This is a genomic window from Micromonospora sp. NPDC050397 (assembly GCF_044901685.1).
In the GTDB taxonomy this organism is placed as follows: domain Bacteria; phylum Actinomycetota; class Actinomycetes; order Mycobacteriales; family Micromonosporaceae; genus Micromonospora_G.
Genome location: NZ_JBJDPS010000001.1, coordinates 1,421,181 through 1,436,126 on the forward strand (window position 1 = coordinate 1,421,181; position 14,946 = coordinate 1,436,126).

General features: G+C 70.8%; 15 protein-coding genes and 1 riboswitch. Of the genes, 10 read left to right on the top strand and 5 right to left on the bottom strand.

All coding sequences use genetic code 11. The features are described 5' to 3' along the window. The first annotated feature begins 10 nt into the window (after window positions 1–10). The 5 genes from ACI2K4_RS05775 (at window position 11) to ACI2K4_RS05795 (ending at window position 3,627) form a co-directional block, all read left to right on the top strand. Complete coding sequence (locus ACI2K4_RS05775) at window positions 11–718, top strand: MerR family transcriptional regulator (RefSeq protein ID WP_404509210.1); 708 nt, start codon at window positions 11–13, stop codon at window positions 716–718. 218 nt (window positions 719–936) lie between these two features. After that, window positions 937–1,401, top strand: coding sequence for a bifunctional nuclease family protein (locus tag ACI2K4_RS05780; RefSeq protein ID WP_121161317.1), 465 nt, complete (start codon window positions 937–939; stop codon window positions 1,399–1,401). Window positions 1,402–1,588: 187 nt separating this feature from the next. Continuing rightward, a complete protein-coding gene (locus ACI2K4_RS05785) occupies window positions 1,589–2,197 on the top strand; it encodes a MerR family transcriptional regulator (protein ID WP_404509061.1) in 609 nt (202 codons plus the stop codon). Window positions 2,198–2,230: 33 nt separating this feature from the next. After that, window positions 2,231–2,962 (top strand): vancomycin high temperature exclusion protein, encoded by a 732-nt coding sequence (locus tag ACI2K4_RS05790; protein ID WP_404509062.1) that lies wholly within the window; start codon window positions 2,231–2,233, stop codon window positions 2,960–2,962. Window positions 2,963–3,174: 212 nt separating this feature from the next. Then, window positions 3,175–3,627: a group 1 truncated hemoglobin gene (locus ACI2K4_RS05795; RefSeq protein WP_404509064.1), complete on the top strand. Its 453-nt coding sequence runs from the start codon at window positions 3,175–3,177 to the stop codon at window positions 3,625–3,627. A 52-nt stretch (window positions 3,628–3,679) separates the two neighbouring features. Here ACI2K4_RS05795 and mgrA read toward each other — a convergent pair whose 3' ends face one another. Both mgrA and ACI2K4_RS05805 read right to left on the bottom strand, forming a co-directional pair. Beyond that, window positions 3,680–4,678: an L-glyceraldehyde 3-phosphate reductase gene (gene mgrA, locus ACI2K4_RS05800; RefSeq protein WP_404509065.1), complete on the bottom strand. Its 999-nt coding sequence runs from the start codon at window positions 4,676–4,678 to the stop codon at window positions 3,680–3,682. An 80-nt stretch (window positions 4,679–4,758) separates the two neighbouring features. Continuing rightward, window positions 4,759–5,163, bottom strand: coding sequence for a winged helix-turn-helix transcriptional regulator (locus ACI2K4_RS05805; RefSeq protein WP_404509067.1), 405 nt, complete (start codon window positions 5,161–5,163; stop codon window positions 4,759–4,761). Window positions 5,164–5,468: 305 nt separating this feature from the next. Further along, window positions 5,469–5,569: riboswitch (glycine riboswitch) on the top strand. A 79-nt stretch (window positions 5,570–5,648) separates the two neighbouring features. Here ACI2K4_RS05805 and gcvP point away from each other — a divergent pair. After that, on the top strand, window positions 5,649–8,471 hold the full coding sequence (gene gcvP / locus ACI2K4_RS05810; RefSeq protein WP_404509068.1) for an aminomethyl-transferring glycine dehydrogenase: 2,823 nt from the start codon (window positions 5,649–5,651) through the stop codon (window positions 8,469–8,471). 257 nt (window positions 8,472–8,728) lie between these two features. On the opposite strand, the gene ACI2K4_RS05815 is transcribed toward gcvP, so the two are convergent. Continuing rightward, window positions 8,729–8,929 carry a DUF5999 family protein gene (locus tag ACI2K4_RS05815; RefSeq protein ID WP_404509211.1) on the bottom strand — a complete coding sequence of 67 codons (201 nt, stop codon included), beginning with the start codon at window positions 8,927–8,929 and terminating at the stop codon, window positions 8,729–8,731. Window positions 8,930–9,052: 123 nt separating this feature from the next. Here ACI2K4_RS05815 and ACI2K4_RS05820 point away from each other — a divergent pair, with 123 nt between their 5' ends. Continuing rightward, on the top strand, window positions 9,053–10,261 hold the full coding sequence (locus tag ACI2K4_RS05820) for a chorismate-binding protein (protein WP_404509069.1): 1,209 nt from the start codon (window positions 9,053–9,055) through the stop codon (window positions 10,259–10,261). An 84-nt stretch (window positions 10,262–10,345) separates the two neighbouring features. Here ACI2K4_RS05820 and ACI2K4_RS05825 read toward each other — a convergent pair whose 3' ends face one another. Further along, on the bottom strand, window positions 10,346–11,410 hold the full coding sequence (locus tag ACI2K4_RS05825) for a cation diffusion facilitator family transporter (RefSeq protein ID WP_404509070.1): 1,065 nt from the start codon (window positions 11,408–11,410) through the stop codon (window positions 10,346–10,348). 162 nt (window positions 11,411–11,572) lie between these two features. Here ACI2K4_RS05825 and ACI2K4_RS05830 point away from each other — a divergent pair, with 162 nt between their 5' ends. Both ACI2K4_RS05830 and def read left to right on the top strand, forming a co-directional pair. Continuing rightward, window positions 11,573–12,454 carry a GNAT family N-acetyltransferase gene (locus ACI2K4_RS05830; RefSeq protein WP_404509071.1) on the top strand — a complete coding sequence of 294 codons (882 nt, stop codon included), beginning with the start codon at window positions 11,573–11,575 and terminating at the stop codon, window positions 12,452–12,454. 61 nt (window positions 12,455–12,515) lie between these two features. Next, window positions 12,516–13,025, top strand: coding sequence for a peptide deformylase (def, locus tag ACI2K4_RS05835; RefSeq protein WP_404509072.1), 510 nt, complete (start codon window positions 12,516–12,518; stop codon window positions 13,023–13,025). A gap of 9 nt (window positions 13,026–13,034) precedes the next feature. On the opposite strand, the gene ACI2K4_RS05840 is transcribed toward def, so the two are convergent. Continuing rightward, window positions 13,035–13,805 (bottom strand): sulfite exporter TauE/SafE family protein, encoded by a 771-nt coding sequence (locus ACI2K4_RS05840; protein WP_404509073.1) that lies wholly within the window; start codon window positions 13,803–13,805, stop codon window positions 13,035–13,037. Window positions 13,806–14,049: 244 nt separating this feature from the next. On the opposite strand from ACI2K4_RS05840, the gene ACI2K4_RS05845 reads away from it, so the two are divergent. Continuing rightward, window positions 14,050–14,829, top strand: a complete 780-nt coding sequence (locus ACI2K4_RS05845) for an endonuclease/exonuclease/phosphatase family protein (RefSeq protein ID WP_404509074.1) — start codon at window positions 14,050–14,052, stop codon at window positions 14,827–14,829. The last annotated feature ends 117 nt before the right edge of the window (window positions 14,830–14,946 follow it).

Genomic DNA, 14,946 nt, shown 5'->3' on the forward strand with positions numbered 1-14,946 from the left:
CCAGCCGCTGATGAGCATCGGTGAGGTCCTGGCTCAGCTGCGGGTGGAGTTTCCGGACACGACGATCTCGAAGTTGCGGTTTCTCGAGGCGGAGGGCCTGGTTGAGCCGCAACGTACGCCCGCTGGTTATCGGAAGTACAGCTGGGAGGATGTGGCCCGGCTGCGGTATGTGCTGACCGCGCAGCGGGATCAGTATCTGCCGTTGCGGGTGATCCGTGAGCAGTTGGAGGGTCTGGAGCGGGAGCCTGAGGTTCCGGGGCGGCAGCGGCCGGCGTTGGTCGCGGTGGGTCCGGCGGGTGAGGTTCCTGGTCGGGACGGGGTTGCGGCTGTTCCGGTGGAGTCTGCGGATTCGCGGGTGACGCGGGCGGATCTGGTTGGCCGTACGGGGATCGATGATGTGACGTTGACCGAGTTGGAGCGGCTTGGTCTGATCGTGTCGCGTCCGCCGGGGTGGTACGACTCGGATGCGGTGGTGATCGCGCAGGCGGTGGCGGGGTTGGCGGCGTACGGGTTGGAGCCGCGTCATCTGCGGGCTTTCCGGACGGCCGCTGATCGTGAGGTGGGTTTGTTCGAGCAGTTGATCGCCCCGTTGGCGCGGCAGAACGATCCGGCTGCGCGGGCTCGGGCGGCGGAGGCCGCGCGGGAGTTGGTGGGTTTGTCGCAGCGGTTGCACGCGGCTCTGGTGCGGGTGGGGTTGCGGTCGGTGTTGGGCCGCTGAGGCGGTTGTGGTGCGGTGGGAAAGATCTGGGGTCGCGGGCGTGCCGTAGGCTTCGCGGGGTAACCCGGTGGTGGGTGGTTTGGTACGGGCGGCGCGCGTGGGACGACCTACTCGTGGCGCGTGTACCGTGCAGGGAAGGGGCCGGTGTGGCGGTGGCCGAGGGTTCTTGGTCGCCGTGTGCCGGTGCTGGGGACGTACACAACGACACGGAGGCGGCGGTGCGCGAGCTGAGCGTGGTCGGGGTTCGGGTGGAGCTGCCCAGCAACCAGCCGATCGTCCTGCTCAGGGAGGTCGAGGGTGACCGTTACCTGCCGATTTGGATCGGTGCGGTGGAGGCGACCGCGATCGCGTACGAGCAGCAGGGGGTCAAGCCGAGTCGGCCGTTGACCCATGATCTGTTGCGGGACATCTTGGCGGCGCTGGAGGCGCCGTTGCGCGCGGTGGAGATCACCGAGTTGAAGGAGAATGTCTTTTACGCCGATTTGTTGATCGGGGATGGGCTGCGGGTGTCCGCGCGGCCGAGTGACTCGATCGCGTTGGCGTTGCGGGTGGGTGCGCCGATCCGGTGTGCGGAGCAGGTGCTGACCGAGGCCGGCATCGTTATTCCTGATGAGCAGGAGGACGAGGTCGAGAAGTTCCGGGAGTTCCTGGAGCAGGTGCAGCCGGAGGATTTTGCTGGTTGACGGTGTGGTCGCGTGGGTGGGCGCGGTCGGAGGGTGACGTGCCCGGTGCGGCGCGTGTCGCCCTCCGTGCGGCGTGTCGCGCTGATTCCTGCGGCTGATCCCTCGTGGGGCGCTATAGGGTTGCCTTTGTCGAGGGGTGCACGTCCCGGAAACGACGTGTCACCGCACTGGCGGGGAGGTTGTCCGGATGCACGAGCCACAGGACCCTGATCCGGGGACATCAGATCATCGCCACACCGACGGCGGCGCGCCGATGGACTTCTCGTTCGAGGAGGACGGGGCGGTCGGGTATCGCGGGGTGACGGCGTGTCACGCGGTCGGGATCAGCTACCGGCAGTTGGACTATTGGGCGCGTACGACGTTGGTGGTGCCGAGTATCCGGGATGCTTCCGGGTCGGGGACGCAGCGGTTGTACTCGTTCCGGGATCTGGTGGTGCTGAAGGTGGTCAAGCGGTTGCTTGACGCCGGGGTGTCGCTGCAGAACATCCGTAAGGCGATCGAGGTGTTGCGGTCGCGTGGGGTGGCGGATCTCGCGGGGATCACGTTGATCTCGGACGGTACGACGGTGTACGAGTGCCGGTCGCCGGAGGAGGTCGTGGACCTGCTCCAGGGTGGGCAGGGTGTGTTCGGGATCGCCATCGGTGGTGCGTTCAAGGAGATCCAGGGGTCGTTGTCGCACCTGCCGGCGGAGCCGGCCGGGGGTGTGCATCCGCTCGACGGTGGGGTGCGGCCGGGTGAGTCGGAGGCCGCTGGGGACGAGTTGGCGGCTCGTCGGGCCCGGCGTCGGGCTGGTTGATCGTTTGCCGGGTGTGCCGGTCACAATGTGACTATGTCGGCTGTCCCGGGTTCGTCTCGTTCGGTTGGTCCGCTGGTGTCGGGTTCGGCGCGGCGGGTTCGTTGGCGCCGTTGGCTGCGGCGGTTGTCGCTGGCGGTGGCGGTGTTGGCGGTGCTGGGGCCGGTGGTGGTGGTCGGCAGCGTGGTGTGGGTCGAGCGGTCGGCGCGGGCGCATGTGTTCGACGTGGCGGAGGTGCCGGCGGCACCGGTGGTGTTGGTGCTGGGGGCGAAGGTGGAGCCGGATGGTCGTCCGGCGCCGTTCCTGGCGGCGCGGCTGGGGTTGGCCAAGCGGTTGTACGACGCGGGTAAGGCTCGGGTGGTGTTGGTGTCGGGCGATCACGGCCGGTGGGAGTACGACGAGCCGGGGGCGATGCGGCGGTGGCTGGTGGATCGGGGTGTGCCGGCGGAGAGGGTGGTGCAGGACCACGCGGGTTTCGACACGTACGACTCGTGTTCGCGGGCGGCGAGGGTGTTCGGGGTTCGTCGGGTGATCGTGGTGACGCAGTCGTTCCATGTGGAGCGGGCGGTGACGTTGTGTCGGCGGGTGGGGTTGGACGCGGTGGGTGTGGGTGACGATTCGGTGAGTCGGTTCGAGCGGGCGTGGCGGTGGGGGAGTTTCCGGGAGCGGTTGGCCGCGGTGAAGGCGGTGTATGACGTGGTCAGTGGGCGTGATCCGGTGTTTCTGGGGCCGCGTGAGTCGGGTGTGGACGACGCGTTGCGGTGGTGAGGGTGGTTGTCGCGGTGGGTTGACCCGCGCGATTCGCTGCGTTTGGTGAGTGTGGCGTGACAGTTCGTGTTCGGTGGGCTATGGTCCGACTGCGTCGTTCCGTGGTGGTCTCCGGTACCACCGATCCCGCCGGGGGTGGGGCGGACGGCCGCCGAGTTGCCCACGGTGCGCCTGGTGCGTGGTTCGCGGGCACCATCCGGGAGGACAGGGGTGTGACGGAGACGCGAGCCGAGGCATTTTCCAGCGGGGACACCGGGGCGCCGGATCGTGACGTGCCTGTCCCCGGGTCTGGTGGGGAGTCGGCGTACGAGCGGATCGGTGGTGCGGAGGCGGTTCAGGCCGCGGTGCGGTTGTTCTACGAGCGGGTGCTGGCCGATCCGGATCTCGGTGGTTACTTCGAGACGGTGGAGATGGCGGGTCAGCGCCGGCATCTGGCGTTGATGTTGACGATGTTGCTCGGCGGGCCGGACACGTACTCGGGTCGGGGGTTGGCCGATGCGCATCGGGGGTTGAACATTCCCCGGGTGCATTACGCGAAGGTTGGTGGGCACCTGCTCGGCACGTTGGTCGAGTTGGATGTGCCGCCGGACGTGGTGCACCAGGTGCGGGTGCTGTTGGACCAGGTGGAGCCGCAGGTGGTGGCGGGGCGCGTCGACCCGGTCTGAGCCGGGGGTGCCGGTTCGCCCGCCGCGCTGGAGGGCGCGGCGGGCGGGGCGGTCATTCGGTGGCGTACCGTTCGATCTCGGCGAGTTCGTCGTCGCCGAGGTGGGTGTTGTCGAGGGCGGCGACGTTGTTCTCGAGCTGGCTGACGCTGCTGGCGCCGATGATCAGGCTGGTCATGCGGGGGTCGCGCAGGGCCCAGACGAGGGCGAGCTGGGCCAGGCTCTGGCCTCGGCGGGCGGCGATATCGTGCAGTGCCCGGACCTTGGTCATGGTGTCGTCGCTGAGGTGTTCCTCGCCGAGGAAGACGCTGGTGCGGACCCGGGAGTCGGCGGGGACACCGTTGAGGTAGCGGTCGGTGAGCAGGCCCTGGGCCAGGGGGCTGTAGGCGATGCAGCCGGCGCCGACCTTTTCCAGGGTGTCGAGCAGGTGGTCCCGCTCGATCCACCGGTTCACCATCGAGTACGACGGTTGGTGCAGCACCAGTGGGGTGCCGAGGTCGCGCAGGATCGCGGCGGCCTTGGCGGTCTGTGCGGCGTTGTAGTTGGAGATGGCGACGTAATGGGCCTTGCCGGCGCGGACGACGGCGTCGAGGGCGCCCATGGTCTCCTCGAGCGGGGTGTCCGGGTCGGGCCGGTGGTGGTAGAAGATGTCGACGTAGTCGAGGCCCATGCGGCGCAGTGACTGGTCGAGTGAGCCGATGACGTGTTTGCGGGAGCCCCATTCGCCGTAGGGGCCGGGGCCCATGTCGTAGCCGGCCTTGGTGGAGATGACGATCTCGTCGCGGTACGGGGCGAGGTCGGCGGCGAAGATGCGCCCGAAGTTCTCCTCGGCGGATCCGGGCGGCGGGCCGTAGTTGTTGGCCAGGTCGAAATGGATGATGCCGAGGTCGAACGCGCGGCGGACGATGTCGCGTTGGCGCTGCCAGGGGCGTTCGTGGCCGAAGTTGTGCCAGAGGCCGAGTGAGATCGGGGGCAGGCGCAGCCCGCTGCGGCCGGCGCGGTTGTAGGTCATCGAGTCGTATCGGCCGGTGGCGGCGTGGTAGAGGTCGGTCACCGTCTCAGCCTATTGATCTGTCGCGGCCCTGTTCGGGTGGGGCGGGCGTGTCGCTGCTCGCACCGGTGGATCGGCGGGGGTCAGTCGCTGGGTGGTTGCGGGCCGGGTTGGTGCTGTTCCCGGTCGTAGCGTTGGCGGGCGGCGGAGATCGTCGGCCGGTGCCGTTCGGCCCAGTGGGTGAGGGCGATCAGGGTGTCGTGCAGTTCCCGGGCCATCTCGGTGGCGGTGTATTCGACCTTGGGTGGGGCGGTCGGGTGAACGGTCCGTACGAGCAGCCCGTCGCGTTCGAGGTTGCGCAGGGTGAGGGTGAGCATGCGGCGGCTGATGCCTTCGATGCGGCGTTCGAGTTCGGTGAACCGTACCGGGCCGGGGGTGGCGGCGACGATGATCGCGATGCTCCATTTTCCGCCGACCCGGTCGAGGACGTGACGGACGGTGCAGTCGTCGGTGGGTGCCGGTGACTCGGGGTGGGGTCCGGAGGTCATCCGTGTCCTGCCTCCCGGTCGTGGTGGTGGCCCCCGTGGGGGTGCCCGGGTGGGTCGGGGACCGGTCGGCGGGCGGGCGGCGCGGCGTACGTGGGCGTTGTCACAAACAGTATCGTTCCGGGCGGGTCGATGGGTCGCCGGGCCGGCGCCGGAGCCGGTCACGTAACTGGTTTGTCCGTCTTCGCGCCGGTACGGGGCGCCTGGGGGTTATCCGCCGTCGGGTGCCGTCGACGACCCGGTGTTCTGGCCGGTCAGGGCCGATACCCGCCGGAAACACACCCGCTGGTAGCGTTGACCATGCCGGTAACACCCACGTGGGAGAGACCGCCCGGTGTGTTTCGCGGGGCGGCGCCGAAGGGGCAAATCCTCCCCGGAACCTCTCAGGCAAAAGGACCTCGTGGGCAGGCGACTGTGGAGTGCTTCGCCGTGCGCGGGCGCGACAGAGGGGGAGGCCGCATCGTCGACCTCGCCCCCCGGGAGCCGCCATGACCACAGAGCAGTTCGCTGACCGTCACATCGGACCGGATGCCGACGGTGAACGCCGCATGTTGGACGCCGTCGGTTACGACTCGATCGACGAGCTGATGAACGCGGCGATCCCCGAGGTGATCCGGTGGCACGGCACCCTCGACCTGCCGGCCCCGGCCACCGAGGCCGAGGTGATCGCGGAGCTGCGGGCGCTCGCCGCCCGTAACACGGTCGCGGTGTCGATGATCGGGCTCGGTTACTACGGCACCCACACCCCGGCGGTGATCCGCCGCAACGTGCTGGAGAGCCCGGCCTGGTACACCGCCTACACCCCGTACCAGCCGGAGATCAGCCAGGGGCGGCTGGAGGCGCTGCTCAACTTCCAGACCATGGTCACGGACCTGACCGGGCTGGCGACGGCGAACGCGTCGATGCTCGACGAGGGGACCGCGGCGGCCGAGGCGATGACCCTGGCCCGTCGGGCGTCGAAGAGCAAGAGCCCGGTGTACGTGGTCGACGCCGACACCCTGCCGCAGACGATCTCGGTGATCGCGACCCGGGCCGAGCCGCTCGGTATCGAGGTGCGGGTCGTCGACCTCGACGCCGGCGACCTGCCGGCGGAGTTCTTCGGTCTGCACCTGCAGTACCCGGGCGCGTCCGGGCTGGTCCGTGACCACGCCGGGGTGGTCGAGGCGGCGCACGCCGTCGGGGCGCTGGTCACCGTCGCCGCCGACCTGCTCGGCCTGACCCTGCTGCGCCCGCCGGGGGAGATCGGGGCGGACATCGCCGCCGGCACCACCCAGCGTTTCGGTGTGCCGATGGGCTTCGGTGGCCCGCACGCCGGTTACCTGGCGGTCCGGGCCGGGCTGGAGCGGATGCTGCCCGGACGGCTGGTCGGGGTGTCCCGGGACGCGGACGGCAACCCGGCCTACCGGTTGGCGTTGCAGACCCGGGAGCAGCACATCCGGCGGGAGAAGGCGACCAGCAACATCTGCACCGCGCAGGTGCTGCTGGCGGTGATGGCCAGCATGTACGCCGTCTACCACGGGCCGGACGGGCTGCGGGCGATCGCCGCCCGTACCCATGCCCGGGCCGCCCGGCTCGCGGCCGGGTTGCGCGCCGGCGGCGTGTCGACGGTCGGGCCGGCGTTCTTCGACACGGTCACCGCGGTGGTCCCGGGACGGGCCGCGGCGGTGGTCGCCGACGCGGCCGGGCGCGGGGTGAACCTGCGCCTGGTCGACGCCGACCGGGTGTCGGTGGCGTGCGACGAGACGACGACGGACGCGCACCTGGGCGCGGTCTGGGCGGCGTTCGGGGTGGCCGAGTTCACCGGCGAGGTCGCGGAGGTGCTGCCGGCCGGGTTGGCCCGCACCAGCGGCTACCTGACCCACCCGGTGTTCCACCGGCACCACTCGGAGACGGCGATGCTGCGTTACCTGCGCCGGCTGTCGGACTCCGACTACGCCCTGGACCGGGGCATGATCCCGCTCGGGTCGTGCACGATGAAGCTCAACGCCACCACCGAGATGGAGGCGGTGACGTGGCCGGAGTTCGCGAACATCCACCCGTACGCGCCGGTGGAGCAGACCGCCGGGTACCGGGAACTGGTCGCCTCGTTGGAGGGGTGGCTGGCGGAGGTGACCGGCTACGACGCGGTCAGTGTGCAGCCGAACGCCGGGTCGCAGGGTGAACTCGCCGGTCTGCTCGCCATCCGGGGTTACCACCGTGAGCGTGGTGAGGCGCACCGCGACGTGTGTCTGATCCCGTCGTCGGCGCACGGTACGAACGCGGCCAGTGCGGTGATGGCCGGTATGCGGGTGGTGGTGGTCGCCTGTGACGACAACGGTGACGTGGACCTGGTCGACCTCGACCGGAAGATCGAGGTGCACCGGGACGCCCTCGCGGCGATCATGGTGACGTACCCGTCGACGCACGGGGTGTACGAGACCGGGATCGCGTCGTTGTGCGCGAAGGTCCACGACGCCGGTGGCCAGGTGTACGTCGACGGGGCGAACCTGAACGCGTTGGTCGGGTTCGCCCGGCCGGGCAAGTTCGGCGCGGACGTGTCACACCTGAACCTGCACAAGACGTTCTGCATCCCGCACGGTGGCGGTGGCCCGGGGGTTGGTCCGGTGGCGGTCCGGTCGCATCTGGCGCCGTTCCTGCCCGGTGACCCGCTGGGCGGGTCGGTCGACGGGCAGCCGGTGATCTCGGCGGCCCGGCACGGGTCGGCGGGGATCCTGCCGATCCCGTGGGCGTACCTGCGGATGATGGGCGCCGAGGGGCTGACCCGGGCGACCGGGACGGCGGTCCTGGCGGCGAACTACGTGGCGGCGCGGCTGCGGGCGCACTACCCGGTGCTGTACGCCGGCAACAAGGGCCTGGTCGCGCACGAGTGCATCCTCGACCTGCGGCCGTTGACGAAGGCGACCGGGGTGAGTGTCGACGACGTCGCGAAGCGGTTGATCGACTACGGGTTCCACGCGCCGACGATGTCGTTCCCGGTGGCCGGCACCCTGATGGTCGAGCCGACCGAGAGCGAGGACCTGGCCGAGCTCGACCGGTTCTGCGCGGCGATGATCGCGATCCGGGAGGAGATCGACCTGGTCGGGTCGGGGCAGTGGCCGGCGGGGAACAACCCGTTGGTGAACGCCCCGCACCCGGCGTCGATGGTGACAGGTGACGACTGGGCGCACCCGTACCCTCGGTCGGTGGCGGCGTTCCCGGCCGGGGTCGACCGGGCGGCGAAGTACTGGCCGCCGGTGCGTCGGATCGACGGGGCGTTCGGTGACCGGAACCTGGTCTGCTCGTGCCCGTCGCCGGAGGCGTTCGAGGACTGAACGCCTCCGGGGGGCGGATCGCCCGGAAGGTGGTCCGGGTCCGGGTGGGACGGACCCGGGTCGATCAAGGTAGTCCGCGTCGATCACCGCGACGGTTCCTCGCCCCGGTTCACGCCGGGGCGGGGAGGTCGTTGATCGGCGGGGACAGCCTTGAGCGGTTTCGGCGGGGCGGGCCCGGGTCGGTGGGGAGTCGTCGTGGTGTGACGGCCTGGTCGGCGGGCCGCACGGTGCCCGCCGTGGTTACCGGTAGTGATCGTTCAGGCGACGAGTACGTGTCGGGCGGGGCCCCGGTGCGGCGCGATCACGCTGCCGTCGGGGAGCAGTTCGCCGGTGTCCTCGAAGACGATCACACCGTTGCAGAGCAGGCTCCAGCCCTGCTCACGGAAGCAGGCGATGACGCGGGCGGCCTCCCGATCGGTTGCCTCGGCGGAGGGACAGGTGGGTTGGTGCTGGCACATCGGGTTCTCCGGACTGTGGGGGTGCTGTGTCATGGTTCACATGACCAGTGACGCACGGTACCAAGCCGAACGGTGCTACATCGAGCAGGGATCGGACCCAACCGGGGAGAATCCACCCAACGGATGATGGAGAATGGGCCACTCGTCGTGGAAACGCTCCCATACAGGCCGGGGCCAGCCCCCGCGATGCCATCGACACATATCGACTCGCTGGCGGAACTCGACCGGCTCGAATGGCACGTCGGCCAACCCGGTGACCCGGCCGACCTCGTCGAACGGTTCCTCACCGGGCACCGGCTCGGCGCCGGGGCCCTGCACCCCACCCACCGTCCGCCCACCCCAGCGGGTGGGGCGGCGGTCGGCGCCACGCTGTTCGTCTCCGCCGCCGCCGGCGCCACGATGATCGGCGCACCACCCGGCCCACCGTCACCGGCCGCCGCCGTACCCGACGTGGTGGTCGTCGTCTACCGGCACCGCCCCGCACCACCACCGGCCGCCGGCACCCGCCCGGCCGACTGGTGGCTCGGCCCGTGGCAACCGAGCTGGACCCCGCGAGCCCACGCCGCCGCCGTCACCGCCGCCCGTACGGCGATCGGGCGCGGCGACATCTACCAGGTCAACGTCGTCGGCCACACCAGCGCCCGGTACACCGGCGACCCGGTCCCCGCCCTGACCCGCCTCGGCCGGCTACCCGGCGCCCGCTACGGCGGTGTCCTCACCGGCGACGGCTGGGCGATCGGCTGCGCCTCCCCGGAGACCCTGCTCGAGGCACGCGGCGGACGGCTGCTCACCCGCCCGATCAAGGGCACCCGCCCGGCCACCGACACCGGCCGGGCGCAGCTTCTCGCCTCGGCCAAGGAACGCGCCGAACACATCATGATCGTCGACCTGGAACGCAACGACCTGGCCCGGGTGGCGGCCACCGGCTCGGTCCGGGTCGACGAGCTGTACCGGATCCGCCGGTGGTGCGACCTGTGGCAGGCCGAGTCGACCGTCTCGGCCCACGCCGCCGACGGGCTCGGGCTGGCCGACCTGCTGCGGGCGATCTGCCCACCCGGTTCGGTGACCGGCACACCGAAGCTCTCCGCACTGCACCAGATCGCCGCCCACGAACCGGTCGGACGCGGCGCCGGCATGGGCGCGCTCGGCTGGGTCGGCCCCGACCACATCGACCTCGGCGTCACCATCCGCACCGCCGCCACCGACGGCGAACGGGTGCACGTCTGGGCCGGTGGCGGCATCACCTGGGACAGCGACCCGGACGCCGAGGTCGCCGAGGCGGCGGCCAAGTCCGGCCCGGTACGCGCCGCACTCGCCCCCACCACCGGCTGACCCGACCCGACGCCGGTACCTACTGGCCCCCGCCGACGGGAGCCGTACCGGATCGCCGGTATCGCCGTCGGGCCACGCGGTGCCCTACCGGTGGTGGGCGAGTATCGCGTGCGGGTCGTCACCGTGCCGGTGGTCCGGGTCGGCGTGGACCGACGCGGCGGTGAGCCTCGGCACGGCGTGGATCAACCGGTGTTCGGCCGCGACCGTGATCCGGTGCCCCTGCGCCACCGTCAGCCCACCGTCGACGGTGATCGCACACTCGGCGTGCAACCGGTGCCCGATCCACCGCAACCGCACCGCACCGACCCGGGTGACGCCCGGCGTGGCCAGCAGCGCCGCCTCGGCGGTGTCGACCAGAGCCGGGTCGACGGCGTCCATCAGCCGCCGGTACACCGAACGGGCAGCGTCGCCGAGGACCACCAGGATCGCCACCGTGATCAGCAGCCCGACCGCCGGGTCCGCCCACCACCAGCCCAACGCGGCACCCCCGGCACCGAGCAGCACCGCCAGCGACGTGAACCCGTCGGTACGGGCGTGCAGCCCGTCGGCGACCAGCGCGGCCGAACCGATCCGGCGACCGACGCCGATCCGGTACCGGGCCACGATCTCGTTGCCGACGAACCCGATCAGGCCGGCGGCGGCCACGTACGGCAGGTGGTCGACGCCACGCGGGTCCAGCAGCCGGGTCACCGCCTGGTAGCCGGCGAACACCGCCGACCCGGCGATCGTCGCCACGATCGCGACCCCGGCCAGGTCCTCGGCCCGACCGTAGCCGTACGTGTAACGGCGGGTCGCCGCGCGGCGACCGAGCAGGAACGCCACCCCGAGCGGTACGGCGGTCAGCGCGTCGGCGACGTTGTGCAGGGTGTCGCCGAGCAGCGCCACCGAACCGGACCAGAACACCACCACCGCCTGCCCGGCGGCGGTCACCCCGAGCACCAGCAGGGAGATCCACAGAGCCCGGATCCCGGCCCGGGAGGCGGTCAGCGCGCCGTCGACCCGGTCGGAGGTGTCGTGTGAGTGGGGGGTGAGCAGGTGCCGGACCCGCCGCGCCCACCCCGGCCCGTCGGGCCGGTGCGGGTGCCCGCCGCCCGACCGCCCGGTCCCGTGGTCCCGCCCGTGGTCGTGGTGGTCGTGGTGGTGGTCCATCGTGTCCTCCCGGTCGGCGAGTCAGCCCGGCGGCCGCCGGCCGGCAGGATAAGCGCCGGTACGGGTGTGCGACAACGCGGTAACCGCGAGTACTGGGCAACAACCGGCGACCTCCGCGACATTCTCTGACCTGAGTCAGAGAAAATTGGTTATGGTCGCCGGATGGACTCCACCACCGAACAGGTCGGCCTGGTCCGCGACTTCAACCGCTACTACACCCGCCGCATCGGCCTCCTCACCGACCACTACCTCGGCCAGAACCGCCCCCTCGGCGAAGCCCGGCTCCTGTTCGAAATCGGCGACCAGGCCGACGTACGCGACCTACGCACCCGCCTCGGCCTCGACTCCGGCTACCTCAGCCGGCTACTGCGCTCCCTGACCGCACAGAACCTCGTCCGGGTCCGACCACACCCACACGACCGCCGGGTCAGAGTGGTCGAACTGACCGACGCCGGAACCCGGGAACGCGCCGAACTCGACCGCCGCTCCGACACCGGCGTCACCGACCTACTGGCCCGACTCACCCCGACCCAACGACAACGGCTGATCACCGCCCAGGCACAGATCCACCGCCTCCTACGACTCGCCACCGTCTCGATCACCCCCACGCAACCGCACGGCACCCCGGCCCGGGACTGCCTGCGCGCGTACGCCGACGAACTCGCCCGCCGGTTCCCCGAGGGATACGACCCCACCACCCTGGTCACACCGGACGACCTCGACGGCGACAACGGGGCCCTGCTGCTCGCCCGGGAAGAGAACCGCCCGGTCGGCTGCGGGGCATGGCGGGCACTAGGCGACGGAGCCGCCGAGATCCGACACCTGTGGGTCGACCAGGCCGCCCGGGGACTCGGCATCGGCCGACTGCTGCTACGACACCTGGAAACCCACGCCGCCGAGCACGGCACCACCGTCGTACGGCTCGGCACCCACACCGCCCTGACCGAGGCGATCGCCCTCTACCAGTCCAGCGGCTACCACCCGATCCCGCCGTACGACAACTCGCCCTACAACCACCTCGGGTTCGAGAAACCCCTCACCTGACCACCCACGAGCACAACCGGCCGGTTGCGCAGCCCCACACCCACGGCGATAACCTTCCCCCATGACCATGCGGCCCATCAGGATCATCGGCGACGCCGTACTACGCACCCCGTGCGAACCCGTGACCAGCTTCGACGCCGAACTACGCGCCCTGGTCACCGACCTGATGGACACCCTGCTCGGCGCACCCGGACGCGCCGGCGTCGCCGCACCCCAGATCGGCATCAGCGCCCGCGTCTTCGTCTACGACGCCGACGGACACCGCGGCCACCTGATCAACCCCACCCTGGAACTGTCCACCGAACTCCAGGACGACGACGAGGGCTGCCTGTCCATCCCCGGGCTCTACTTCCCGACCCCCCGCGCCCTGCACGCCACCGCCCACGGCTTCGACCAACACGGCGAACCCACCACCATCACCGGCACCGGATTCCTCGCCCGCGCCCTCCAACACGAAACCGACCACCTCAACGGGCGCCTCTACGTCGACACCCTGCGCGGCGACACCCGCCGCCGGGCACTACGCGAGATCCGCGCCGGCCGGTTCGCCGCCCCCGGCACCACCACCTGACCCGCCCGGTCAGCCCGCCCACTGGTCGTAACCGAGCTTCGTCACCAACGCCAGCACCACCACCAGCAACACCACCCGGACAAACCCCGCACCACGCCGCAACGCCATCCGCGCCCCCACCGCCGCACCCACGACGTTGCACACCGCCATCGCCGCACCCAACGTCCACCACACCTGCCCGGCGGCCCCGAACACCACCAACGCCCCCAGATTCGTCCCCGCGTTGACCACCTTCGCCATCGCCGACCCGTGCAAAAAATCCGCACCCACCAGCGCCGTGAACGTCAACACCAGAAACGTCCCCGTCCCCGGACCAATCAACCCGTCGTACAAGGCGATCACCCCACCCGCCGCCACCACCGCCAGCACCACCCGCCCCCGGGTACGCCGCGACGGCAACGCCACCACCCCCAACCTCGGCCGCAACGTCACAAACACCACCACCAACACCAACACCACCAACACCACCGGCCGATACGCACCCGCCGGCACCACCCCCGCCAACAACGCACCCACCCCAGCCGTCAACACCGCCAACCCCGCCGCCGGCCCCGCCAACCACCAGTCAACCTTCGTACGCCGGGCATACGTCACCGCCGCCGTCGCCGTACCCGCGATCGCCGCCACCTTGTTCGTCCCCAACGCCACCGGCAACGGCACCCCCGGCGCGGCGATCAACAACGCCGGCAACAGCAACAAACCACCACCACCGACAACCGCGTCGACCCAACCCGCCACCCCGGCGGCCACCAACAACCCACCCACCGCACCCAGATCCATGGGCCGGGATTATTCCGCCGCCACCAGACCCGACGACGGCCCCTGTGAACAGCCTCACCCACCGGCACCACACACCCCGGCAACGAACCCCGAACCCCTACGACAGCACCCCGGACATCACCGCCGACGCACCCGCCGCAACGCGATACCCGCCGCCCCCAACACCACAAAGACCAACGCCGAACAGAGCAACAGCTTGAAGATCACCCAGAAACTGTCCCACACCACACCGTAAGGTGCAGAGGTGCGCCTGGTCACCTTCAACCTGCTCCACGGCCGCTCCCTGCACGACGGCATGGTCGACCAGACCCGACTCGCCGACACCGTCACCGCCCTCGACGCCGACATCCTCGCCCTCCAGGAAGTCGACCGCGACCAGTCCCGCAGCGGCCACCTCGACCTCACCGCCATCGCCGCCCGAGCCCTCGACGCACCCACCCACCGATTCGCCGCCGCCGTCGTCGGCACCCCCGGCGAAAAATTCCGCCCCCTCACCCACGAAGACGACGGCCACGGCGAACCCCTCTACGGCGTCGGCCTGATCAGCCGCTACCCAGCCCACTCCTGGCAGGTCACCCGCCTCACCCCGGCACCCGTACGCGCACCCATCTACATCAACGGACCCGGCGGCGGCTTCACCCTCCTGCACGACGAACCCCGAGTACTGCTCGCCGCCGTACTCGACACCCCCCACGGCCCCCTCACCGCCGCCGCCACCCACCTGTCCTTCGTACCCGGATGGAACCTGCGCCAACTCCGCCAGGTCGTCCGCGCCCTACGCACCCTGCCCGCCCCCCGCATACTCCTCGGCGACCTCAACCTCCCCGCCCGGCTCGCCACCCTCGTCTCCCGCTGGCACACCCTCGGCTGCGAACCCACCTACCCCTCCGCCGCCCCCAAGGTCCAACTCGACCACATCCTCGCCGACCCACGAGGACGCCAACACCTACCCGCCGTCACCGCCGTCACCACCCCCGCCGCCACCATCTCCGACCACCGCCCCCTCGTCGTCGACCTCGGCTGACCCCCGACACCCCACCCCGGGCGACCTCACCGCCGACCGCGAGCCCGGAAGCCCACGCCGACAACACCCACCCACCAGCGGCACCCCCACACACCGAAACCCGACAGCCGAGACCGA